Raw genomic sequence first — 24,881 nt, 5'->3', positions numbered from 1 at the left:
TTATGAATAATAATACTCGGAAACTGAAGTTCTTAACTTTAATACTGTTCGTTTTTATTATTATACTTGTAGGAGTACTGTTGTATACTACAAAAGTTTATAATCAGGACAAAGACCAGCCTGCTGTGAACACTTCCGCAGAAGTGACCTCCGGGAATGCAGCTTCAACATCTACGGCGTCGTCATCAGAACAAACAGGAACGAACAGTGCCGGTCAGATCGGGCAAACCATTGATCTTAAGCTTTATAATTATGATGCCGATGACTATGACAATCCAAAGGAAATAGTAAATGTTACCGTGGACAAAAAGTTATATCAGGATGACATTACTGCTGCCATCAATAAGGTGCTTGAAACAACAGGGCTGAGCATAAAAAAAGCGGAATTGAAAGACGGCATTGCTACGGTTGATCTGTCCAGGGAGGTTGCTGCCAGGTTCAATGCAGGAAGTGCCGGAGGCATAACCTATACCAATATATTGGTCATGACCATCCTGAATATGCCGGATATCAGCAAGCTTAAAGTTACTGTTGAAGGAGTGCCCAATACCGAAAGCGATCATTTCAGCTTTAACGGCATATTTGTCAAATCTGCCGACGGCAATAAGTATGAATTGGCAGCAAATTAGGATACAAACGACCGGACGGTTGGTTACCAACGGGGAAAGGTGATACGGTGGGGAAGAAAAGGCTGATAAAAATAAGCTTGCTGCTTATTGCTGTTGCAGGAATTCTGGATACGATAATTATTCGAAGCAGAAGCGGGGGTATGGATTTTGGAATAATGCTTCCCGGACTGGGCGGCTTGGCTTTAATTTCAGGACTTATATTTACAAACAGCAAGTTATATAAAAAAAGGGAAAAGCTATATAACAGAATCGGTAAATTTATACTGGGGGCATTTGCTGTTTGGTTTATTTCTTTCATAATAGTAACAACTGTACTGATGACCTCCGCAATTTCACAGAAAGACGCAGAAGTTGACTGTGTCATAGTCCTGGGGGCCGGTCTTAAGGGAGAGACACCAACGCTGGTATTGACGCAGCGTCTTGATAATGCTCTCGGATATATTGCAAAAAACCCCGGAACAACAGTAATTGTTTCGGGTGGACAGGGAACGGGTGAGACCATAACCGAAGCAGAGGCCATGAAGAGGTATCTGGTGAGGCACGGTACGCCGGAGGAGCTTATAATTAAAGAGGAAAATTCTACAAGTACATATGAGAATATGGTCTTTTCAAAGAAATTATATGAACAGGAGCTTGGCACCCAACTGAACAGGGTTATGATAATAACAAACGATTTTCATATGTTCAGGTCAAAGCTGCTGGCGCACAGGGCAGGCCTCGAACCTTACGGGATCAGCGCAGGTACTCCCTGGTACATATATCCCAACGTATTGCTGAGAGAATACCTGGCAGTTTTTAAATCCTTGATTTTAGACAGATAGACAAACAAATTACCTTGTGTAATTTTTTATATCAACTGGTAACTTCGGTACTGACTTAATAAAATAAGGATGCCCCAAAACAATTACGCAAAAATTGTTTTGGGGCATCCTGCTGTGAAGGCTTACTCTATGGCTGGCAGGTTCTTCAAACTTGCTTCTGCTGCGTCGGGTGAATACTCCACATCGTCAAGCTTGCCGCTGTAGTAGTTTTCATAGGCGGCAAAGTCAAAATAACCGTGGCCGCTCAGGCAGAACAGTATTACTTTTTCCTGGCCGGCTTCCTTTGCCAGGATTGCCTCATCAATTGCCGCGCGGATGGCATGAGCTGATTCCGGGGCAGGTACGATGCCCTCGGCCCTTGCGAAAGTGACGGCGGCTTCAAATACGGATTTTTGTCCGTAGGCCCTGGCCTCGATGATTTTGTCGTGGTAGAGCTGACTGACTATGGCAGAATCTCCGTGATATCTCAGGCCGCCCGCATGTATACCGGCAGGTATGAAATCATGACCCAGGGTATACATTTTTGTTATAGGCGCCACCTTTACGGTATCTCCGTAGTCATAGGCAAAAACGCCTTTTGTGAGAGTAGGGCAGGCTGTCGGTTCAACTGCAACAGCTCTCAGCTGCTTGCCTTTAAACTTATCCTGGAGAAATGGGAAGGCAATGCCTGAAAAGTTACTTCCGCCTCCGCAGCAGGCAAAGATAACATCGGGATACTCATCCAGCATTTCCAACTGTTTTTTTGCCTCCATTCCGATTATGGTCTGATGCAGGCAGACATGGTTCAGCACACTCCCAAGTGCATAGTTGGTGTCAGGATGTGTTGCGGCATCTTCCACTGCTTCACTGATTGCGATACCAAGGCTTCCGGAACAGTCCGGGTCCTTTGCGAGAACACTTCTGCCGCAGTCGGTCAGGCTGCTCGGGCTTGCAACGACGCTTGCCCCGAAGGTTTTCATGAAGGAACGCCTGTAGGGCTTTTGCTGGTAGCTCACATTTACCATATATACCGAGCATTCAAGCCCAAACTGGCTTGTTGCAAGGCTTAAAGCGCTGCCCCATTGACCTGCTCCCGTTTCTGTGGCAAGTCTCTTTATTCCGGCTGCTTTATTATAATAAGCCTGAGGAATGGCCGTGTTCAGCTTATGACTGCCTGTGGCATTGGTCCCCTCATATTTGTAATAGATACGTGCCGTGGTACCCAGCTGCTTTTCAAGACCTCTGGCGCGATATAACGGGCTGGGCCTGAACTGGCGGTACATTTCACGAACTTCATCAGGGATATCAATATAACGTTCAGAAGTCATTTCCTGTTTTATAATTTCATCGGGGAATATGGCTTTCATATCGTCCGCTTCTATTAGCTTAAGTGTTGCGGGATTGTGATAGGGCGCCGGTTTGTTCGGCATATCTGCAATGATGTTGTACCATTGTCTGGGAATTTCGCTTTCAGGCAGAATTACTTTACTGATCTCATCTCGTCTCATCTTGACCTCCGCTCCAAATGTGCATTCTAAAGCTGCATATTCATCAGATGCGCAATGGCACAATTTGGGTTCTCATAATATTATTTTAAAATGCTATAATTATTTTAAGCAATATATTTATAAGTGTCAATCAATGCAATTACTTATAATAAATTTTAATTGCATGGAATATATATCCATAGAAGCATGTACAAGGGGGCACCATGTTCAAATACTTTTTTACATATATTGACCTGATACCAAAGGAGTCGAGAAATGAGCTGTTTTCTGTACAGCATCTGCTGGCGCTGGCTATGGTTGCCTGTGCCTGGGTTTTAATAATTTTATTATTTAAGAATAGGACAACAATAGCTAAATGGAAGGCAATTAAATGCATGTCCATACTGCTTCCGCTCCTGGAACTGGCTCAAATGCTATGGTATAAAAGTATAGGCGAGTTTTCCTGGGGCTATACCCTGCCCCTGCATTTATGCAGCCTGATGTCAATCATACTGCCGGTAATGGCTTTCACAGGGAACAGCCTCCTGCAGGAATACTCCTATGCCATTGGACTGGCTCCTGCCCTGCTGACGCTGCTGACGCCCGACGTTTACTATTATCCGGCAGTGTCATTCATATATATGCAGACAATGCTGGTGCACGGCATTATCTGCCTTATACCGCTGTTTATGGTTTTTTGCATGGACTTCAGGCCGGATATAAGGAAACTTCCCAGGGTCATAGCCATCCTTGTTTGCTTTGCCCTGCTGATGATACCGGTTAACCAGGTCACCGGCGGGAATTACTTCTTTCTGAGATATCCGGCGGCAGGGTCTCCTATGGAGAGCTTTGCCGGATTAGTAGGAAGTCCATGGTATCTGATACCGACTTTTATGCTGGGCTGCGTCCTGTGGATAATTTTTTATATGCCGTTTATGGTTCTGAGGCGGGCAGAGGTGAAAAATTCCGGCAAAATGCCGGCTGCAGCTGTAAAGGAGGAAGAAAAGGAACATGTTTTAACAGGCTGATATACTTCTGCCGTTACCTGACGGAACAGCCGGTTTTTAAAAAATAGATTTGTCATTTACAGCAGGTATTGACAACCACCCTTATGCTGTTTACACTGCTTTTTAAGGTATGCCAGCTGCTCTGATATCTGGTATTGATCGGTATACGTATTATTTTTATTTGAAATTCCCACAATGGTCAGTGAAATAAGAGGAAATTTCTCAGTTTGTCCATGTCTGTTCTGGGTTATAATAAAACCGTTTTTAATATCATTTTCAGTATAATATTTCAGGACATCTCTTTCAAAATCTTCAGTGACAGCTTTACATACCGGTTCCATGTCGTAATTATCCAGGATTATTACAAAGTCATCTCCGCCGATATGGCCGGTAAATTGACTGCCGCTGACATTTTTCATGATTGTTGAGGAAAGCAGTTTTATTACCAAATCACCGTTTTCAAAGCCGTAAACATCGTTATAAGCTTTGAAATTATCTATATCAAGGTATAATATGCTATATTTATCATCGGAATGAATGCATTTATTTATCTTCTGTTCTATGATCAAGTTACCCGGAAGACCTGAGAGGGGGTTTTGATGCTTTGCATTTACCACTTCGATTTCGGTGGTCTTTTGCAGCAGGTCCTTGATTGTAACAGTACCCCGGTACTCGGAATTTTTTGTGACCACAATAAAGTCGTAAAGCTTGTCTGCCGGCCGGGACATTGCAATATGTGATACGGCACTTATGGGAGTCTGGCTGTCAACTGCCAGAAAATCCGTTTCCATAAGATCAGTTATGGGTTTTTTCTGATACAGGCTGAAACCGTATTGTCCGCTTAGCATCAGGGTAAACCTTGCTTTGCAAATAGTACCCATGACAGTATTGTTTTTTACTATGCATAAACCAAGTATCGAGGGGTTTTTTTTGAATATTTCAAATACCTGCTCAACGCTTGTTGACGGGGAGATTGTATAAGCATCTGTAGTAAGATTCTCTATGTAAATACTGTTTACCTGGTTACCGAAGGTATGATTTTTTTTCCTGTTTACATCCTTTAATATTTCAATGACTTCAGAAGATATGGAGATCATTTCTTCTGCGGGCTTTTGTATAAAGTAGCCCTGACCGTAGTGAACGCCCAGATTTATAAGGGTAGCCATTTCCTCTCTGGTTTCAATTCCCTCTGCTATCAGGTGGATGTTGGCCATATGTGATAATTCGATCATGCTCTTTACCAATGCAAATTTGATACTGTCCTCGTTAATGTTTCTGATCAGGTTCATATCAAGTTTTATATAGTGCGGTTTTATGTCACTTATAAGATTAAGTCCTGAATAACCTGCACCGGCATCGTCTATTGCAATTTTATATGTCTGTTCCTTGTAGTGGTTTACTGTACTTTTGAAACTATTCATATCATTTACCGCATTCCGCTCTGTGATTTCAAATATGATATTCTCGGGCGTTATGCCATATTGACTCAGATATTCCTTTGTGAAGCCCTGACGGAATTTCACATCATGCATGATATTGGGGTTGACATTAACGAATAATTTTGTATTCATCGGATGTTCATTGTTCAAAAAGGCCGACTCAAGGGACTTGGTGCGGCAAAGCAGCTCCAGGTCCCACAGTCTGTTGCACATCCCGGCATAGAAAAATAATTCATCAGGGCTTTTTATAAAGGAATCGCCTTTAACACGGCTCAGGGCTTCATATCCCAGCAAAGAGCCGTCACGCAGGGAGATGATGGGCTGGAATACCGTTTTAATCTGCTTATTATCAAGTATCTTTGATATTTCTTCCTCAATTCGATTATTAGTCATAAGTCAACCTTTGGATATTAGTATTTGTCATTTATTGTAGCATTATGGAGTTAACTTTATGCTAATTTATTGTTATTAAGAGGTTAAGAATCTAATATTTGCCACGGTTCCTACAGCAGTCTGTCCAGGGGCTTCAGCGCGGGGCCTTCTATTACGGTTCCGTCTACGCCGTAGCGTGAGGCATGACAGGGGCAATCCCAGGTGTGCTCGGCAGAATTCCAGTGCACTTCACAGCCGAGATGTTTGCAGGTGGTGTCCACAATATACAAATTGCCGTCCATGTCCTTATAAGCCCCTGCCTTGTGGCCGTTATACATTAGGGCTTTACCTTCACCGGGCTCAATATCTACATCTTCGGGAGGCATATTGATTTTTCCGGATATGAGGCTCTTGGCAACATCCAGATTTTCTTTTACAAAATTTTTGGCAGATTCAACCGGGGTGAACCTGGAAGGCTTGAATATTTCCTCAACCTCACTTTTACCTTTTGTCAGAATATCCCTGATAATCATTGCAGAGACCGTACCTGTGGTCATACCCCATTTCTGATAAGCGGCAGCAATGAATATATTTAATTTTGTTCCGGTAATATGGCCGATGAAGGGGATTTCATTCATGGCGGTATAGTCCTGTGCCGACCAGCGGTAGGGAACTTCCAGGGCACTGTAGGTGTCTTCGGCATATTTGATGAGATTTATATAGTGCTCCCTCTCGTCATCATCCTTTCCTGTTTTGTGATGTTCTCCTCCGATGATCAGGAGTTGTTCATCCTCCTCCAGGGGATGTGTTCTCAATGACCTGGTGGGCTGCTCATAAGAAATGTACATTCCGCCTGAAAGTTTAACTTTGGCTTTCACAGCCAGGGCATAGGAGCGCTCCGGATACATTCTGGCAGAGAAGAAGCCGCCGCCGTCATAAAAAGGGAAATGACTTGCTATAATCACTTTGCTGGACATTATAGTAAAGCCATCTCTGGTAGAGGTCCTGCATTCCTTATCCTCATGGATATCTATGGCCGTGGTGTTCTCAAAGATATGCCCTCCTTTTTGCACTATAAGGGTTGCCAGCTCCAGAAGATATTTCCGGGGATGGAATTGTGCCTGATTTTTAAAGCAAACTGCTCCCTTTATCTGAAAAGGAAGCTCCAGGGAGGTTTCATAGTCGGCAGGCAGCCCCAAAGTCCGGGCGGTTTTTACTTCATCCTCCAGAGCCTGAAGATACCTGTCCTCAAGTGTATATACATAGTTGGACTGGTGACTGAAGTCACAGTGTATATTATTTTCACTTATTATAGTCTCAATAAGGGAAATTGCTTTTTCATTTATCTCACCATACCTTTTGGCACCCTCGATTCCAATTTTTTCCTTGAGCGATGAGTATTTCAAATCATGAAGAGAGGTTATCTTGGCCGTGGTATGCCCGGAGGTGGACATTGCTATCCGGAAGGAATCAATTACAGTTACATCGAAACCTTCCCGCTGGAGCAGATATGCATTGGTCAATCCGGTTATCCCTCCTCCCACAATAAGTATGTCTGTTTTTATATTTTCCTCCAGGGAGGGATAGTCTGTAGAGGGTGTTGTACCGATCCAGTAAGATTCAACAGGTTTTAAAAGGGTTTTTTCTATCAGGTTCTGCATTTAATTCTCCCGTCTGCGTGAAAATATGCAAGGTTTGTTCACGCTAAATATAATGATAGTATCCATTTTTAGGGTACCCAAAATTTATGGGAATATTATAAGCAGCCAAATAAAAGCACAACGCATTAAATTATGCAACCGATTCTTTAGGATTTTTCTTTGAATTGAAAACTATTTTCAGCAGCGCCGGAGTGATAACGGTAGTAAGTATTACAACTATTAATGTGGGAATGTATATCTCTTCGGAAATAATATGGTTCTGCATACCGATATTTGCCGTTATGATTGCTACCTCACCTCTTGATATCATACCGACACCAATCTGAAGAGATTCCCTTTTGCTTATTTTAAAGAGCCTGGCAGCACCGCCGCAGCCAAAAAGCTTTCCAATCACTGCAATTGCAAACATTACCAGAGTGATCAGTATAACCTCCGCATCCAGGCCTTTAATATCGGCGGCAATACCTACACTTGCGAAGAATATTAATGAGAGGAAACCCGAGGAGATAGCTTTCACATTTTTTTCAATGTACTCCTTATGTATGAACTGTGAGAGTGTCAAACCGCAGATATATGCGCCGGTTATGGCTGCGATTCCCAGTATTTCGGATATGAATGCCAGCAGCAGGGCCATGGCTATTGAATAGGGAAGCAGATCCCTTTTGTGCCTGCTGCCGAAGGATATCTTATTAATGAACTTTGGTACCACCGCTATCATAATTACGCTTATCAAACAAAAAGCTATTATCTTGGCAAAGGTCAGAATAAGACTTATTGCTGCCGAGGAACCCGAAGCGCCGCTTCCCAGAGTCTGTGAAACAGCAAGTACTATGGAGATGAGTATCAGTCCCAGCACATCGTCAATTACTGCGGCGCCGAGAATATTTACTCCGGCTTTGGTGTTCAGCTTTCCCAGTTCGGTAAGGGTCTCAACAGAAATACTGACGCTTGTTGCAGTAAGGATTACTCCCACAAATAAATTTTCCCAGAAGTTTGTGAAAAACAGATATGCTGCTGCCGTACCGAGTACCAATGGAATGATTACACCCGACAGGGCAATAACGAAGGAGGTTTTACCTGCCTTTTTCAACTCATCCACATTGGTTTCAAGTCCTGCCAGAAACATCAGCATTATAACGCCCAGCTCGGACAACAATTTAATATTTTCAGTGTATTCAACAAGACTTAATACTGCCGGCCCCAGAATAACACCTGCTACCAATGCGCCTAAAACCTCGGGCATTTTAAACTTCCGGCTTACAAGTCCTCCTATTTTGGTAAATATCAGAATAAGAGCAATTTCCAGTAAAATTTTTTCCATAAAGAACAACCCTCTTAATTAAAATGATAGCCAAAGTAATGAAAAGAATCACACACATATACATTTGACGGATTTAATTTAAAATGGCATAATATCACATTTCATAAAATAATTCAAGAAATAGCCTTTCTGTTGAGGAAAACAGTATTCCTATTGTAGAAAGCGGTCTGTTTCTGATGTAATAAAATTACATACTGCAGAATATTATATTAGGCAAAAATATAAATTGAAGCTATTGAAAAGGAGGGGCAGTTCTGCAGGAAGACAATTTGTAAAAAGAGTAAGTTTTTAAGTTGAAATTTGTCTTATTATGGTATAGATTAATAAGTGATTACGTACTGACAAGTTTTATTCGGAGGTACATTTTAATGTTTAAAGTGTTTATAGTTGATGACGAACCATCAGTAATTGAGGGACTGAAACTTATGATACCCTGGAACGAGCTTGACTTTGAGCTGTGCGGAGAAGCCTCAAACGGGCAGGAGGCCCTTTCAAAGGTTGGAAAACTGTACCCTCACCTGATAATAACTGACATACGTATGCCCGGTATAAATGGGCTGGAGCTTATTTATGAAACGCAAAAAATCCATTCTGATACCGAATTTGTTATTTTAAGCGGTTATGCGGATTTTTCCTATGCACAGGAGGCTATGCGGCACAAGGTACTGGACTATTTGCTGAAACCTCTTGACAGGGACGAAATAATTACGGTACTGCGCAAAATCAAGAGCAAACTTGATAAAAAGTTCCTGACCAGATACGGTTTTTCACAGACGGATATCAAAACCTTTAAATCAAGCCGCAATTTGTCTGCTTCCGACGAAAGCAATGATTTTGTCAACGAAGAAATAGACAATGCATGGAAAGCCGTACGGGACAATTTTGACGAGGAATTGACCACAGCTATTAAGCTCATGAATTATGAGGATGCCATGCAGCTTATCGATGAATTGTTTGATATATTTGTTTCCCGGAATATAAATATAAATAATGCCTGTATTATGGTAAACAGCTGTGTTTACCGCATACTTCACGTTGCCTATAAAAGAAATATTGGCATTGATACCGTGCTGCCGTCAGGAGTGAGCGGCAAATGGGATTTTAAAAGCTTAAAGAGCTATATTGCCGATATTGTATCGCAGGTAGTGGGTTTAATGCTGGAGGAGAGAAAAAGAAATTCCCGCAGCTTCCTCTATGAAGTAAAAACCTATATTGATAATAATTATCAGAAAGAAATAAGCGTTTCCTTTCTTGCAGACATGGTCTTTCTTGAAGCGGGATATCTGGGCGATGCCTTCAATAAGCAGTTTGGAGTCAGCATAAGTGAGTACCAGCATCGCCTCAGAATTGAAAAAGCCATAGAACTGATTGAAACCACCGATATGAAATTGAGCGATATAGCATCTACAACCGGTTACAATAATTACAATAACTTTTTCTCACATTTTGTCAGGATCACCAATAAAAAGCCCACGCAATATGAAAGGAAATAGAAAATCAAACCTCCTCGATGCGGAGGATGATTTCGGTTCCCTGGTCGGGTATACTGTATATTTTGAAATGGAATCTTTCACCGTAATTCATCATCATACGGCGGTAGACATTCTGTATGCCCACACCGCTTTCCGTTTCATCATAGCTGCCTGCTTCAAGGTTCAGTTCGGATTTGGGATTTTCCAATTTGTTAAAGATGGCTGCAACCTTTTCCTTATCCATACCCGAGCCATTGTCTCTGACAGAGATAACAAGGGCCATATCTATAATATCTGCTTTAATAACCAATCTGCGGTTATCTTCAATTGATGATTGGAGGCCATGTTTGCAGGCATTTTCCACAATGGGCTGAACACTCATTTTAGGAATGAAACGGTTTGACTCAATTACTTCCGGTGATATCTGAATTTCATATTCAAATTTATCACCGAATCTGAACTTCTCAATATCCAGATACTTTTCTATAAAATTCAGTTCTTCTGTTACAGGAATCAAATCACCGCCGGTAGTCAGCATACGCTTGAAGAGCTTTGACAGGCTTGATATAACACCTGCAAGCTCAGTGTACCCGTTTTTTACACAGAAAACAAGTATTGCATTGAGAGTATTGAACAGGAAGTGGGGGTCGACCTGTGCCTGCAGATACTGGTACTCGGCGCGTATATTTTCAACTTCTATGCTCTTTTTTTGCATCTCAAGTTTGTAAACATCATTTATCAGACCGTTAATTTCAGCTATCATCTTGTTATAGGTTATAATTAGCAGACCCACCTCGTCCTGGCCCGTATTTTCAAGCATTAACGGTTCAAGGTGGTCTTCGCTGACTTTTTTGATATGGCGGGACAGGGCCGACAAACGGTAGCGCATGGAATTTAATACCGCCCAGATCAAAAAGACTGAGAACGCTGATAGGGACAGGGTAATCAGCAGAATATAAATTAGAACCACAATTTGCTTTTTAAAAATTACAAATTTATCATAAACACCGGTTATCTTCCAGCCTTCAAAATAAGGAGCAGGGCCTATGCTTTTCTGAAGGATGTAATAGTTATTGTTGGGCGGTAGCTGCAATACCGAAGGATTTTTAAGATTGAATTTATTGGTGTATTGGTTGCTCCAGATTATGTTGTCACCTGGGGCGGTCAGGTAGACATCTACACTTCCTCCCTCATCCTTGACCTTTGTAATAACTCGGTCCAGTTTTAATTCTATTAGCAGGTAATTTGTGGCATTGTTCAAATATGTTGGAGATTTTATTTTACGGACAATCGTTAACCTGTTGCTGTACGGGGTGATAGCTATAGCAGTGGAACCGGGATATACCATAATATCGGTGTCGGTTTGAGAAGCCATTTTGTACCATTGGGTGTTTCGGGCTTTATCATCCAGGACACGGAAATAATCCGTATTAATAAAGTGCGGATCGTCAATATACAGCGATACTTCCGCAATTTCCGGGTTACTCACCAGGTACATGTTGAATCTTTTCCTCAGGGAACTCCAGTAAAGATCATAGTGCTCCACCGGAGTAGAAAAACTTTTGGACAAGTCGTTAAGCAGGGTGTTGTCCGCATTTACCTGGTTGGCCACATTAACAGCGGTTTGCGTTAATATATTAAAATCGCTGGCTGCCCCCTCAAAGGTCTGATCCAGATAATGTATCACATTCTGCTGCATGGATTGTGAAGTAAAAGCCATCCATATGATAGTTCCGGCCACAACCGGAAGACAAATACAAAAAATATAAACCAGTATGAATTTACGCCTTATACTGACATTGTCAAATTGCAGAAAAAATTTTCTCATATTCCTTGCATCTCCCGGAAATTTTATTTATTATATTTTCCATTATAAAACACTTGATAATCATCAAGAGTATTTCTTTTTATATTCCGAAGGTGAGACTCCCGTGAATTCTTTGAACTTTTCAGTAAAATAGCTATAATCGGAATAGCCGCATTGTTCACATATTGAGGTTATTTTCATATCTTCTGAAGCTATGAGGGTTTTAGCGTGTTCTATGCGTAAATAATTAAAATAATCATTAAATTTTTCGCCTGTTTTCCTTTTAATTATTTTACTGATAATAATGGGTGACAATGAGAATTTCTCTGCAATACTTTGTAACGAGAGACTTTCCCTGTAATTATCCTTAATGAAGTCAATAATTTCATTCTCCAGCAGAAACAATGGTTTTTCATTGTTGATGTTTTGCTTTTTAAAGATAAATTCGCACATTTCATGAGCCAGGATTTTGCAATTTGGACTCATACTGTTGATGGATCTGGTGAATTTCAGAATTACACTGTTACCGTCAACTCCATACGCGTAAGACATTTTTCTGACTAAATCCGCCAGCCTGTACAGGCAAATACAGTAAAGGCGGCGGGATACACCGCTATTGTTAAGCTTGTCAAAAAATTCATTGACGGAATTTGATACCTGGCTTATGTCATTGCCTTTAAGTGAATTGATTATGCTGTCAAAGGGGAGTTCGGGGAAATCAATCTCGGCATCGGTTTTAGCATGGTCTTTTAAGCTTTTCTTTTTTTCATTTCCGCTATAATAAACGACTTTTTTATCCGGATGAAGCAAACAATAGGTATGAAGCTGTTCAAGCCGCTTACCGCAGCTAAAAATGCTGTCAATGACTCCCTCTGTGCTTGTTCCGCTTACCAATGCCCAAAAAGAGCTAAAGCCGTAACTCTTTGGGTCCAGGCTGCTTAAGTGTTTTTTCAACCGTTCGGTAAGAGCTGCTTCGGATGTGAAGATTTCCATACCGTCATGTATGACAATGATATAACTTCCGTTACCGTTATAGAACATGCAGTTCTCATTCTTTATTCCGGTAATCCGCATAAGCAGGTCATAGATATTGCTCACCGGGTAATTGGTTGGATTACCGCCCCCGTCGGTTATGAATTGAACAATACAGATTTTTGAATTATCAGGAATATCGAAGATAAACTGTGCCTTGCGTTTGATTTTTTCACTGCGTTTGCCGTCCATAATATCATTGTAAAGCTGATTGGCAGTAAAGCGGATAAGCTCAAGATTTTCCTGCCGGGCAGTTCTTTCATTATCTATTATACTTACCACCCGCAGCAGTTCCCGTTCAATTTCTTCCGAGTCCAAAGGTTTGGTCAGGAAACCCAGCGCACCCAGCTGTATACCTTTCTGGGCATAGGAGAAATCGTTGTAACCACTCAGGATGATAAATTTTGGAGCAGGGATTATTTCGTTGTTTACTTTTTCTATGAGCTCCAGACCGTTCAGACCAGGCATACGTATATCACATATAACCAGATCGGGCCGAATATTTTGTATAACGGAAAAGGAGGCTGCACCGTCAGGTGCTTCTCCTGCTATTTCAAAGCCTAACTTGTTCCAGTTTACAAAAATGCGTAATCCTTCTATCACAGATGGCTCATCATCCACAAGCACTACTTTGAATATTTTGACCAGCCCCTTGTAAAAATGTCCTATACTTATCCTTAATTTGATAATTTACTTTAAACTAAATTCTAAATATAATGCAATTATACAAGAAGCGGGTGTGACAGTCAAATAGACTGCTATTAGTGCCCGTATTAAAAATTTAAGGAGGATGTTTTATGAAACGGTTTGCATCACTAGTTTTAGCAGCGGCTATTGCAGTTGCAATGTCCGCATGCGGTAACGGCAGTGACTCGGCAACTAGTACTCAATCAGCGGCGTCTACAGGCAGTGCGCCATCTACTACGGCATCATCGGGCAGTTCTTTACCGGTGCTCTCACCGGATAATCCTGTAGAACTGAGCATCTGGATTACCACCAGCCAGCAGGCACCGTCAGCCGACAACAAGCTCACAAAGATGTTAAAGGATAAGCTTGGCGTAACCCTTAACTATGAGATAATTACTCCGGATAACCAGGATCAGAAGATAGGTGTTATGCTTGCAGGCGGAGAATATCCCGACATTATCGGTTCAACCGACCAAAATGCACGTTTGGTTACCGGTGGTGCGTATATACCATTGGACGACTACTTGAAGCCTGAAGCCGCAGGCGCATTGTATGAGCATGTTAAGCCTTACTGGAATAAAATAGCTTATGACGGCGGCCAGGGTAAACACATATATCAGATTCCGAACTATAACCGTTTTTATGGAGATATAGTAGGTGGAGTAAACTACAGTGCATCCGGCTTCTGGATCCAGAAAGCCGTACTTGCAGATCAGGGATACCCCGATCTCTCAAATATGACTATTGAGAAATATTTTAAGATGCTGGAAGATTACAAGAATAAATATCCAAAGATAGACGGACAGGACACCATTGCTTTTGAAATTCTTTGTGCCCAGGGAAGAGAATGGGGATTGACAAATCCGCCGGAATATCTTGCAGGCGCACCTAACAATGGCGGTGTTATAGTTGATGAGAACAACGTTGCGGCAGTATTTGCCGATAAGGATGTTGCCAAGAGATACTATAAGTACCTGAATGAAATGAATGCCAAAGGAATGGTTGATAAGGAAAGCTTCACACAGACACTTGACCAGTACCTCGCAAAGCTTGCAACCGGTCGCGTACTCGGTATGTATGACCAGCGTTGGAGTTACGGTAATGCTCATGATGCTCTTGTTGCAGCAAACAAGGTTGAACGTACCTATGTAGCAACCATGCCCACATTTGACGGAAAAGCTCCTTACTATGCAGACAGGGATGTTATGAACATCAACCAGGGTGTTGGTGTGTCGGTATCCTGTAAGAAGCCTGAAGTTGCAATTGCATTTATAAACACCATGATGAATGAAGACTGGCAGAAGATCCTGGCTTGGGGCGTTGAAGGTGAAGATTATCAGAAGGGTGCCGACGGCAAATTCACCAGAAACGAACAGCAGCGTGCAAATTCAACAGACCTTATCTGGAGATCATCCAACAGATTAATGGCTCTTACAGACATAATGCCAAAACATAACGGTACTTATTCTGATGGAAATGCTTATAGTCCTGAGGATCAGCCGGAAGAATTCTTTGCTACCTTGAAACAGTATGATCAGGATTTCCTGACCAAGTATAACAAGAAGACATGGAGAGACTTCAACAACCAGCCGCCGGAAAATCCTGTTTACTATCCTGCCTGGAATATAGCCCTTCCTGATGGAAGCGACGCTCAGATGGCAGACAAACAGTTGAAGGATACTGCACTGCAGTTCCTGCCAAAGGCTATCATGGCCAGTCCGGATAAGTTTGAAAGTATTTGGTCCGAATACACAACTGCAATCGGCAAAATCAATGTAAAATCATATGAAGATGCCATAAATGCAGGAATCCAGGACAGAATCAAAAACTGGGCTACAAAATAATTGATGTGATTTTAGAGTCTTGACGTTTTAACAATAATAATCTGGAAAAAGGGGATGCAAGTCCCCTTTTTTTAGATAAACAGGAGGTAGAAAAGATGCGGGCAAAAACGCTGGCTCTTCCGAAAAATCGCAGGAATATCTGGGGTACCATAATCTCACAGCGTGAACTGATTATTATGAGTGTGCCCCTCCTGCTATATAAAATACTGTTTTCGTATGTGCCGATAACCGGCTGGACAATGGCCTTTCAAAATTTCAAACCTGCCATCAGGAATACATTTGATCAGCAATGGGTTGGTTTCGATAATTTTGTCAAATTATTTACCGGCATAAATGGAGAACGCTTTATACGAGATATACGTAACACGCTGGCGCAAAGTATTCTTACACTTGTAGTTGGTTATTTAGGTGCAATAGTTTTATCACTATTGTTGAATGAAGTTAAAAATATTGGATTTAAAAGTATAATACAGAATATCACATATATGCCGCACTTTTTATCGTGGATCATAGTTGCCGGACTGGTTTCCAGTGCCCTTGCACTTCCCTCAAGCGGTGGTATTGTCAACATAGTGCTGATGAAACTTCACATTATTAACGAACCTGTACAGTTTTTATCCAATCCGGATTATTTCTGGGGTGTGGTGGCAGGTTCACATCTGTGGAAGGAACTGGGATGGAATACCATAATCTACCTGGCCGCCATGACCGCAATAGACCCTGCACTGTATGAGGCTGCTGAAATCGATGGAGCAAACCGCTACCACAAAATGTGGAACGTAACTCTTCCGTCAATAAAGCCAACTATTGTTATTCTGCTTATTATGAGCATAGGCTGGATTCTGGAAGCCGGTTTTGAGATTCAATACTTCCTTGGAAATGGCCTGGTTATTGAAAAAGCCGAGACAATTGATATTTTTGTTCTTAATTATGGCATTAAGATGGGCAATTATTCGTTAGCCACCGTAGCGGGTATTTTTAAAACCGGAGTAAGTATAATTCTGATTGCCGGTGCGAATTTTATAGCCGGACGTCTTGGCGAAGAAAAGCTGATATAAGGGGGGAAGCTGAATGAAAATAGGCAAAAAAAATCTTAGCGCTGAAAACGTTATATTTACAACATTGAATTCCACTTTTCTGATACTTCTTTCCGTTGCAATGATATATCCCATGCTTAACACGCTTGCCATATCCTTCAATGAAGGTATGGATACCGTACGCGGAGGCATATATCTATGGCCGAGAATATTCTCTCTCCAGAATTACCGTGTTGTTTTCCACATGGATACAATTTATGGAGCGTTTATGATAAGTGTTTTAAAAACCATAGTCATAGTCATCACCAACCTGTTTTTTACCTCTATGCTGGCTTATGCGCTAAGCCGCAGGGAGTTTATTTTCAGGAAGTCAATAACTGTGCTTTTTGTTATGACAATGTACTTTAATGCGGGTTTGATACCTAATTATATGCTTATAAGAGATTTGCATATGATCAATACCTTTACCGTATATTGGCTGCCGAATATTATAAGTGCGTTTAATCTTATAGTAATCCGAACCTATATCAGATCAATACCCGAGAGCTTTATCGAGTCGGCTAAAATAGACGGTGCACGGGAATTCAGGATTTTCCTCCAGATCATTCTGCCGTTATGTGTTCCGACCCTGGCCACAATAGCACTTTTTGTGGCAGTTGGTTCCTGGAATTCGTGGTTTGACACCTTCCTGTACAATTCGGCAAAGCAGAGTCTATCCACTCTGCAATATGAACTTCAAAAGCTTCTCGCAAGCGCTATGAATGCGGGCAACACTTCGGCAGGGGTCGGCGCTGCGGCGGCACAGTCCGGAGCGGGTAATGTAACGACGCCTCAGTCCATCAGGGCGGCAATTACTATTGTTGTTGCCGTGCCGATACTTCTGGTATACCCGTTCCTGCAAAGGTACTTTGTTAACGGTCTTGCATTGGGGGGAGTTAAGGGATAATGGTCGGAAGTCTTTGTAAAACCTATAAGGAATACTTTCCAATAGGAGCTGCAGTGAATTCCTTTTCGATTAATACTCATAAGGAGCTTATAGTTAATCATTTTTCAGGCATAACACCGGAAAATCAGATGAAGCCGCAATTTGTTCATCCGGCAGAGCATTTATACGACTTTGAACAAGGCGATATTATAGCTGATTTTGCTGAGGAAAATAATTTGTTGCTTCGCGGCCACACACTGATATGGCATAACCAGACGCCTGATTGGTTTTTCAAAGACGGTGGTGGGCCGGTATCGCGCAGCCTGGCACTGAAACGTATGAAGGAGCACATTTACACAGTAATGGGGCATTACAGGGGCCGTACTTATGCGTGGGATGTGGTTAACGAGGCAGTGGCCGACAATGCGGAGGCGCCTGTCCTCCGCCAGGCGCCCTGGCTTGCCGCTATTGGGGAAGACTATGTCGAATATGCCTTCAGGTATGCACGTGAGGCCGATCCGGCAGCAAAATTGTATTATAACGACTATAATGAATGTGATCCTGTTAAGTCCAGGAAAATTTATGATCTGGTTAAGTCTCTAATAGACCACGGAATACCTGTAGACGGGATCGGAATGCAGGGACACTGGAACATATATGCGCCCGAACCGGATAAAATCCGAAGAGCCGTTGAACTCTATGCATCATTGGGTGTAAGCCTGCAAATAACTGAGTTGGACATTTCAATGTTCCGTTTCGACGACAGGACAGCATATGAAAAAGTCCCCGACAAGCTCTTGGAATTGCAGGCAGAAAGATATGAAGAGATTTTTAAACTCCTGAGGGAATACAGGGACTTGTTCGCCGGTGTTACTCTTTGGGGTATTGCCGATGATGACACCTGGTTATCGGATTTTCCGGTCAAAGGACGCAGAAACTGGCCGTTACTGTTTGACGATGAGCACAAGCCAAAGAAGGCTTTCGATAGCATAGTAGTTTTTTAATTCGTTAAGGAAAGGAAAATACTATATGTCAAATTCTTTTCAGACAGGCAATTATTCAAACTTGTTTACTGAGTATGGTTACTCTAAAGACAAGGTACAACAGCGTATTTATTCCACTTTTAATACGTTGTTTTTCGGCAGCGGGGATCAGCGTATCTATCATGAAACCGGTGAGGAAATGGGCTATCTGGTAGACACCGGCAACATGGATGTCCGCACTGAAGGACAGAGCTACGGTATGATGATTGCTGTTCAAATGGACCGCAAGGATATTTTTGACCGGATATGGAAGTGGACAAAAACTTATATGTATCTTGACCATGGCGAATATAAAGGTTATTTCGGATGGTCGGCACAATTGGACGGCAAACTTAATTTCGAAGGCCCGGCACCTGACGGTGAAGAATTTTTTGCCATGGCACTTTTATTTGCCGGAAGACGGTGGGGAGATGGTGAAGGTATATTTAATTATACCGGGGAAGCCAGGAGTTTATTGCATGAAATGGTGCATAAAATTAAAGACCCCATGTTTGATCCTCAGACAAAGCTTATTCGTTTTATTCCAAATTGTAATTTTACAGATCCTTCCTATCATCTTCCGCATTTTTATGAATTATTCGCACTTTGGGGAAATCCCGAGGACTCCGGATTTTTTAGAGAGGCGTCCAGGCTTAGCCGGGAATATCTGAAGAAAGCATGCCACCCCGTAACCGGATTATCGGCTGAGTATGCCGAGTATGACGGTACGCCCCACAACCGGGCAAACCACAATCTGTTTTACAGCGATGCCTACCGTACTGCAGCCAATATTGCATTGGATTACGAATGGTTTTCTGCTGATGAGTGGTCCCGTAAACAAGCTGAAAATATCCAGGAGTTTTTTGGAAAGACGGCGAAGGGTAAAGAAGATATTGTCTATTATATTGATGGAACACCGGTTGCCAATTCCGGTGAATTGGTTCACGAGACTGACGGTACACCGGCAGGGGTATTGCACCCTGTGGGATTGCTGGCGACTCTGGCACAGGCGTCACTTGCTTCACGCGGTGAGTTCCGGGAATATTTTGTCAGAAAGTTTTGGGAGCAGCCTCTTCGAACCGGAAAACGCAGATATTATGATAATCTTTTGTATTTCTTTGCGCTGCTGGCACTTAGCGGGAACTACCGTATTTGGTAATGCTTAATTATGTATCGGACGCAGCGTGGCTGTTTGACATTTCAAAAGCCGGTACAATGCAATATAATAACCTCCCAAGATTGCTGCAGCCGAGATATTGAAGGTTATGTCGGCTGCAGCAAAACCCCGGAATTTCAATCGAGAGTCCGGACCTGTTTTGAAATCTATGTAAAAATTTTATGATTTATTTCTATTCTACGCTTTAACGATCAACCTATTGATTTAAAAATTTCTCAATATAATCATCACGCTAAAATCCACAGGATATGAGTTTAAGCTTCCCGGATAACCGGGAGTATAATGACAAAGTTTACCTAAAGTTGACCTCTTGGATAACTCAGTTTCATCAATGTATTTTTTAAGATATGGTTATTAAATTTGTATTTACCATATTTGCGGAATACCACTAAGTTTTGACGGTAATCTGACAAATATTATATTGAATATCATGAGAACAGCCGCCTGAACGGTGATATTACAGATATTATGGCAACTTTCTGTAACTCATTGTATGCGGTGCATGGATAACTGTCGCAGCTGGTAAATACTTGTTAAATATATAGTAAAAATTTTTAGAGGAGGCGGTTAAAGTTGAGTAGTACAATTTTCAGGAATTGGAGGAAGGCAGCGGCAGTCTTTTTGGTGCTTTGCCTGGTTATTTCACTTATGCCGGTTAACAGCATAGTGTATGCCGATAGTACAGCTGTTTACCATGAAACCTTTGCAGGTGGAGTCGGCAAAGCGGTACAATCCGGGGGAGCTAAACTGACTCAGGTTACTGATAAGGTGTTTGAGGGAAATGATGACGGAGCGGCATTATACGTGAGTAACAGAGCAAATGGTTGGGATGCGGCCGATTTCAAGTTTGCTGATTTGCACTTGGAAAACGGCAAAACTTATAATATTACTATCAACGGTTATGTTGATCCTAATGTAGAAGTATCTCCAGGAGGACTTATAGTAGCACAAGCGGTAAATCCGTCACCTGAAGCATATGACAATTACATGGGTCAAGCTGTAATAACGACAGGTGCGGCTTTTACCATAACCTCCAATTATACGGTTAATAACACGTATGATAGAATCAGAATTCAATCGAATGATGCAGGAGCAGCAGTCCCTTTCTATATTGGGGATATATTGATTACTGCTGAAAATACACCTCCGGTGACGACAGAAAAAGAAATATATCATGAAGATTTTTTAAACAGTGCTGGAAAGGCAGTACAGTCAGGCGGCGCCAATTTAACTCAGGTTACTAATAAGGTGTTTGAGGGAAATGATGACGGAGCAGCATTATACGTGAGTAACAGAATAAATAATTATGATGCAGCAGATTTTAAATTTGCTGATGTCGGAATGCAGAATGGAAAAACTTATACCGTCACTGTAAAAGGCTATGTTGACGCAGGTGAGGCTGTCCCTGCCGGAGCGCAGGCATACCTTCAGACCGTAGATAGCTATGACTGGCTTGCAGGTGCTGATATGATTGCCGGGGAAGCGTTCACATTGACAAAGAAGTTTACAGCCGATACGACTAAAGATTCCGCGGTACGGGTCCAGTCAAATGATGCAGGAGCAACAGTTCCTTTCTACATAGGGGATATATTGATTACCGAAACTGTTTCAGGTGGAGATACGGAAGAACCCCCAAGAGATCCTGCCTTGCCGTTTACAACAATAACTTTTGAGGACCAGACGACGGGAGGTTTCGTCGGCAGGGGAGGAGTAGAAATACTAACACCGACCAATGAAGCCAGCCATACCGGAGAATACTCCCTGAAGGTGGAGGGACGAACAAAGACCTGGAATGGTCCAACATTACGTGTGGAAAAGTATGTTGACAAGGGTAGTGAATATAAAGTCACAGCATGGGTTAAGCTGATAGAACCGGAGAGTTCACAGATTCAGCTTTCTACACAGGTTGGAAGCAGTACTCCTGGCTATTCTACATTTCAGGCAAAAACAATCTCGACAAATGACGGTTGGGTAAAATACGAAGGAAAATACCGCTACAATAGTGTACCTGACGAATACCTGACTATATATATAGAAAGTTCGAATAATGCTACCGCATCTTTCTATATCGATGATATTAGTTTTGAAAAAACACAAGCGGGACCCATTGAAATACAAAAGGATCTTGTACCTGTTAAAGATGCATATAAGGATGAATTCTTAATCGGAAATGCAATATCAGGAGAGGATCTCAGCGGAGTAAGGCTTGAACTTCTTAAGATGCATAATAATTCGGCAACTGCAGGAAATGATATGAAGCCAGGCAGTCTGCAGCCTACAAAGGGTAACTATACTTTTGCAGCAGCAGATACAATGGTTGATAAAGTACTGTCAGAGGGAATAAAAATGCATGGACACGTACTGGTATGGCATCAGCAGACCGGTGAATGGATGAATACCGCTACAGATGGAAGTGGCAATAAGGTACCCCTTCCTCGTGAAGAAGCTCTCCAAAATATGACAACTCATATAAAAACCGTTGTTGAGCACTTCGGTAACAAGGTTATATCCTGGGATGTAGTAAATGAAGCAATGGGTGACAATCCATCCAATCCGTCAGATTGGAGGAGTTCTCTGCGTAATGACTCAATGTGGGGGAAGGCTATCGGGCCGGATTACGTTGAGCTGGCATTTTTAGCTGCCAGAGAAGTTCTGGATGCACATCCTGATTGGAATATAAAGCTCTATTATAATGATTATAATGAAGATAATCAAAAGAAATCACAAGCTATTTATAACATGGTAAAAGAAATCAACGAAAAGTACGCTGAAACGCATCCTGGCAAACTCCTGATTGACGGGATTGGTATGCAGGGACATTACAACATACAAACAAATCCTTTAAATGTTGAGCTGTCACTGGAAAGATTTATCTCTCTGGGCGTGGAAGTAAGCATAACGGAACTTGATATTACCGCAGGAGAAAACTCACAGCTCTCGGAAAAGCTTGCTGAAGCTCAGGGCTATTTGTATGCGCAGCTGTTTAAAATCTTTAAAGCCCATGCTGCGAATATCGAACGTGTTACAATATGGGGAATGGATGACGGCACAAGCTGGAGGTCGTCCCAGAATCCATTACTGTTTGACAGGAATCTGCAAGCCAAACTGGCATATTATGGTGCGATTGATCCTGATAAATATATGTCGGAACATCAACCCACCACACCGGTAGGTGCAAAACAATCAACAGCTAACTTTGGCACTCCTGTCATAGACGGTACTATAGATCAAATATGGAGTAATGCGCCTGCACTGGCAATTAATGAGTATCAGATGGCATGGCAGGGAGCTACAGGTACTGCCAGGACTCTCTGGGATGACAGTAATCTGTATGTGTTGGTTCAGGTTAGTGATGAGCAGCTTGATAAAAGCAGCATAAATGCATATGAACAGGACTCGGTAGAAGTCTTTGTGGATGAGAACAACGGTAAAACTCCATTTTATCAGGAGGATGACGGGCAATACAGAGTAAACTTTGACAACGAGACCTCCTTTAATCCTGCAAGCATATCCGAAGGCTTTGAATCGGCTGCAAGGGTATCAGGAACTAATTATACTGTTGAAATGAAGATACCGTTTAAAACTTTAACTCCGGCAAACGGTATAAGGATCGGTTTTGACACTCAGGTCAATGATGCTCAAAATAGTGCGCGCCAGAGTGTAGCGGCCTGGAATGATCAATCAGGTTCAGGTTATCAGGATACCTCGGTTTTTGGTGTACTTACTCTTACAGGCAAAGGCGACTCCGGTGAACCAGGAGAACCAGGCAATCCAGATAACCCGAGCAATCCAGGCAATTCCGGCAGCTCAAACACCGGATCGGGCGGCGGAAGCAACTCCGGCAGTTCAGATAATAGCACTCCGGCTGCAGGTACAAAGGCAGAATCCAATGTGACAGTAAAATTAACTGCTGCTGTGAATGCTGATGGAAGTGCAAATGTTAAAGTTACCGACAAAACGGTAGAAGATATTTTGAAAGATCTAAGCAAAATTAAGGACGGTGTAAAGCCGACAGTCTTACTTGCAGTTAATGTACCTTCAAATGCCGATGCTGTAACTCTTGAACTTCCGGCAGATACATTAGGTAAGATTTTAGAAGCTGACGGGAATGCTTCAATTAAGGTTTCCGCAGGCATTGGTGAACTTTTGTTTGACAGCAGGGCTATGAAAACAATTTCGGAAACGGGAACAGGCACAATTGAAATAAAAATTTCAAAAGTTGCAGCTGCCGATTTGTCCGCTATACCGTCCGATGCGGCTGACAGAATAGCCGACCGCCCTGTTTTTGAATTTACCGTATCCAGGGGCGGCACAAAAATTTCTGATTTTAATGGCAGTACGGTAAGCGTAAGTATTCCTTATACACTTAAACAGGATGAAGATCCTAATGCCGTCCTGGTTTATTACATTGACAGCAGTAACAGCTTGATTCCTGTAAGGGGATATTATCATAACGGAACTATTGAGTTCATAACAGCGCATTTTTCAAAATTTGCCGTAGGCTATAACAAGATAAGTTTTTCAGATGTAAAATCAACTGACAGCTACTATGATGCAGTCACTTATCTCGGTGCCAGAGAGATTGCAACGGGAACCGGCTTTGACCCGAAACATACTGTAACCCGTGGAGAGGCCATAGTAATGCTTATGAAAGCATATGACATCAAGCCTCTTGCAGAGCCGGAGGATAATTTCTCGGATGCCGCAGGCGAATTTGCAGGATATTATGCAAAAGCCAGGGAAATCGGTCTCACCGGCGGAGTGGGCTATAACAGGATTGATGCTGATGCACCGCTAACCCGTGAAATGCTGTACACCTTGGTATACAATTTGAAAAAATACCTTGGTGAGTTGCCGGCAACAGGTACTGCTGTGACAGAATATAAGGGCTTTGGCGACGAGAATAAGCTGTCCGACTGGTCTGTGAATGCTGTTAAGCAGCTTGTAGAAGCAGGAATAATAAAAGATGGCACAAGCACTCAGCTCAATCCGAAATTTAATTGCAGCAGAGGAAAATTTGCAATTGTTTTACATTCATTGCTAAGCAACAATACAATAAATTAATGAGTTTTAATACTTTATAACATTTTCTGATCTGACTGTCCTTAAGACTGTGAATTATGGGTTTTAAGGGCAGTTCTTTTTTAATAACCATATAGGCA

Annotated in this window: 16 protein-coding genes; 10 read left to right on the top strand and 6 right to left on the bottom strand. The window is 42.1% G+C overall.

What is annotated here, in order from left to right; all coding sequences use genetic code 11:
* The first annotated feature begins 2 nt into the window (after positions 1-2).
* Positions 3-629, top strand: a complete 627-nt coding sequence (locus CTER_RS13095; RefSeq protein WP_004626026.1) for a GerMN domain-containing protein — start codon at positions 3-5, stop codon at positions 627-629.
* 47 nt (positions 630-676) lie between these two features.
* Complete coding sequence (locus CTER_RS13090) at positions 677-1,450, top strand: YdcF family protein (protein WP_004626057.1); 774 nt, start codon at positions 677-679, stop codon at positions 1,448-1,450.
* Positions 1,451-1,572: 122 nt separating this feature from the next.
* Here the strand turns inward: CTER_RS13090 and CTER_RS13085 are convergent, their stop codons facing one another.
* Positions 1,573-2,937 carry a TrpB-like pyridoxal phosphate-dependent enzyme gene (locus tag CTER_RS13085; RefSeq protein ID WP_004626093.1) on the bottom strand — a complete coding sequence of 455 codons (1,365 nt, stop codon included), beginning with the start codon at positions 2,935-2,937 and terminating at the stop codon, positions 1,573-1,575.
* A gap of 203 nt (positions 2,938-3,140) precedes the next feature.
* On the opposite strand from CTER_RS13085, the gene CTER_RS13080 reads away from it, so the two are divergent.
* On the top strand, positions 3,141-3,944 hold the full coding sequence (locus tag CTER_RS13080) for a YwaF family protein (protein WP_004625988.1): 804 nt from the start codon (positions 3,141-3,143) through the stop codon (positions 3,942-3,944).
* 56 nt (positions 3,945-4,000) lie between these two features.
* On the opposite strand, the gene CTER_RS13075 is transcribed toward CTER_RS13080, so the two are convergent.
* The 3 genes from CTER_RS13075 to CTER_RS13065 form a co-directional block, all read right to left on the bottom strand.
* A complete protein-coding gene (locus CTER_RS13075; RefSeq protein WP_004625918.1) occupies positions 4,001-5,755 on the bottom strand; it encodes a GGDEF domain-containing protein in 1,755 nt (584 codons plus the stop codon).
* Positions 5,756-5,865: 110 nt separating this feature from the next.
* Positions 5,866-7,395, bottom strand: coding sequence for an FAD-dependent oxidoreductase (locus CTER_RS13070; RefSeq protein ID WP_004625935.1), 1,530 nt, complete (start codon positions 7,393-7,395; stop codon positions 5,866-5,868).
* A gap of 130 nt (positions 7,396-7,525) precedes the next feature.
* The gene (locus tag CTER_RS13065) at positions 7,526-8,716 is read right to left on the bottom strand and encodes a cation:proton antiporter (protein WP_004626029.1); all 1,191 of its coding nucleotides are present in this window, start codon (positions 8,714-8,716) and stop codon (positions 7,526-7,528) included.
* A gap of 368 nt (positions 8,717-9,084) precedes the next feature.
* Here CTER_RS13065 and CTER_RS13060 point away from each other — a divergent pair, with 368 nt between their 5' ends.
* Positions 9,085-10,209, top strand: a complete 1,125-nt coding sequence (locus tag CTER_RS13060; protein WP_004625913.1) for a response regulator transcription factor — start codon at positions 9,085-9,087, stop codon at positions 10,207-10,209.
* A 4-nt stretch (positions 10,210-10,213) separates the two neighbouring features.
* Here the strand turns inward: CTER_RS13060 and CTER_RS13055 are convergent, their stop codons facing one another.
* Together CTER_RS13055 and CTER_RS13050 are read right to left on the bottom strand one after the other, a co-directional pair.
* Positions 10,214-12,016, bottom strand: coding sequence for a sensor histidine kinase (locus CTER_RS13055; protein WP_004625975.1), 1,803 nt, complete (start codon positions 12,014-12,016; stop codon positions 10,214-10,216).
* Positions 12,017-12,079: 63 nt separating this feature from the next.
* Complete coding sequence (locus CTER_RS13050) at positions 12,080-13,648, bottom strand: response regulator transcription factor (RefSeq protein WP_004626088.1); 1,569 nt, start codon at positions 13,646-13,648, stop codon at positions 12,080-12,082.
* Between the two features lie 176 nt (positions 13,649-13,824).
* Between CTER_RS13050 and CTER_RS13045 the strand changes: the two genes are divergently transcribed.
* The 6 genes from CTER_RS13045 (at position 13,825) to CTER_RS13020 (ending at position 24,783) form a co-directional block, all read left to right on the top strand.
* Positions 13,825-15,558, top strand: coding sequence for an extracellular solute-binding protein (locus CTER_RS13045; RefSeq protein ID WP_004626016.1), 1,734 nt, complete (start codon positions 13,825-13,827; stop codon positions 15,556-15,558).
* Between the two features lie 95 nt (positions 15,559-15,653).
* Positions 15,654-16,616, top strand: coding sequence for an ABC transporter permease (locus CTER_RS13040; protein ID WP_004626114.1), 963 nt, complete (start codon positions 15,654-15,656; stop codon positions 16,614-16,616).
* Between the two features lie 13 nt (positions 16,617-16,629).
* Complete coding sequence (locus CTER_RS13035) at positions 16,630-17,541, top strand: carbohydrate ABC transporter permease (RefSeq protein ID WP_004625919.1); 912 nt, start codon at positions 16,630-16,632, stop codon at positions 17,539-17,541.
* Positions 17,541-18,524 carry an endo-1,4-beta-xylanase gene (locus tag CTER_RS13030; RefSeq protein ID WP_004626060.1) on the top strand — a complete coding sequence of 328 codons (984 nt, stop codon included), beginning with the start codon at positions 17,541-17,543 and terminating at the stop codon, positions 18,522-18,524. The genes CTER_RS13035 and CTER_RS13030 overlap by 1 nt, the downstream gene beginning before the upstream one ends.
* Before the next feature lie 25 nt (positions 18,525-18,549).
* On the top strand, positions 18,550-19,701 hold the full coding sequence (locus tag CTER_RS13025; protein ID WP_004625905.1) for a family 8 glycosyl hydrolase: 1,152 nt from the start codon (positions 18,550-18,552) through the stop codon (positions 19,699-19,701).
* Positions 19,702-20,292: 591 nt separating this feature from the next.
* Complete coding sequence (locus CTER_RS13020; RefSeq protein ID WP_004625996.1) at positions 20,293-24,783, top strand: endo-1,4-beta-xylanase; 4,491 nt, start codon at positions 20,293-20,295, stop codon at positions 24,781-24,783.
* Positions 24,784-24,881: the final 98 nt, after the last annotated feature.

The sequence above is a fragment of the Ruminiclostridium cellobioparum subsp. termitidis CT1112 genome (assembly GCF_000350485.1).
Classification (GTDB): Bacteria; Bacillota; Clostridia; order Acetivibrionales; family DSM-1351; genus Ruminiclostridium; species Ruminiclostridium termitidis.
The sequence above is the reverse complement of the archived record's forward strand: the minus strand, read 5'-3'. Positions and strand labels throughout refer to the sequence as shown.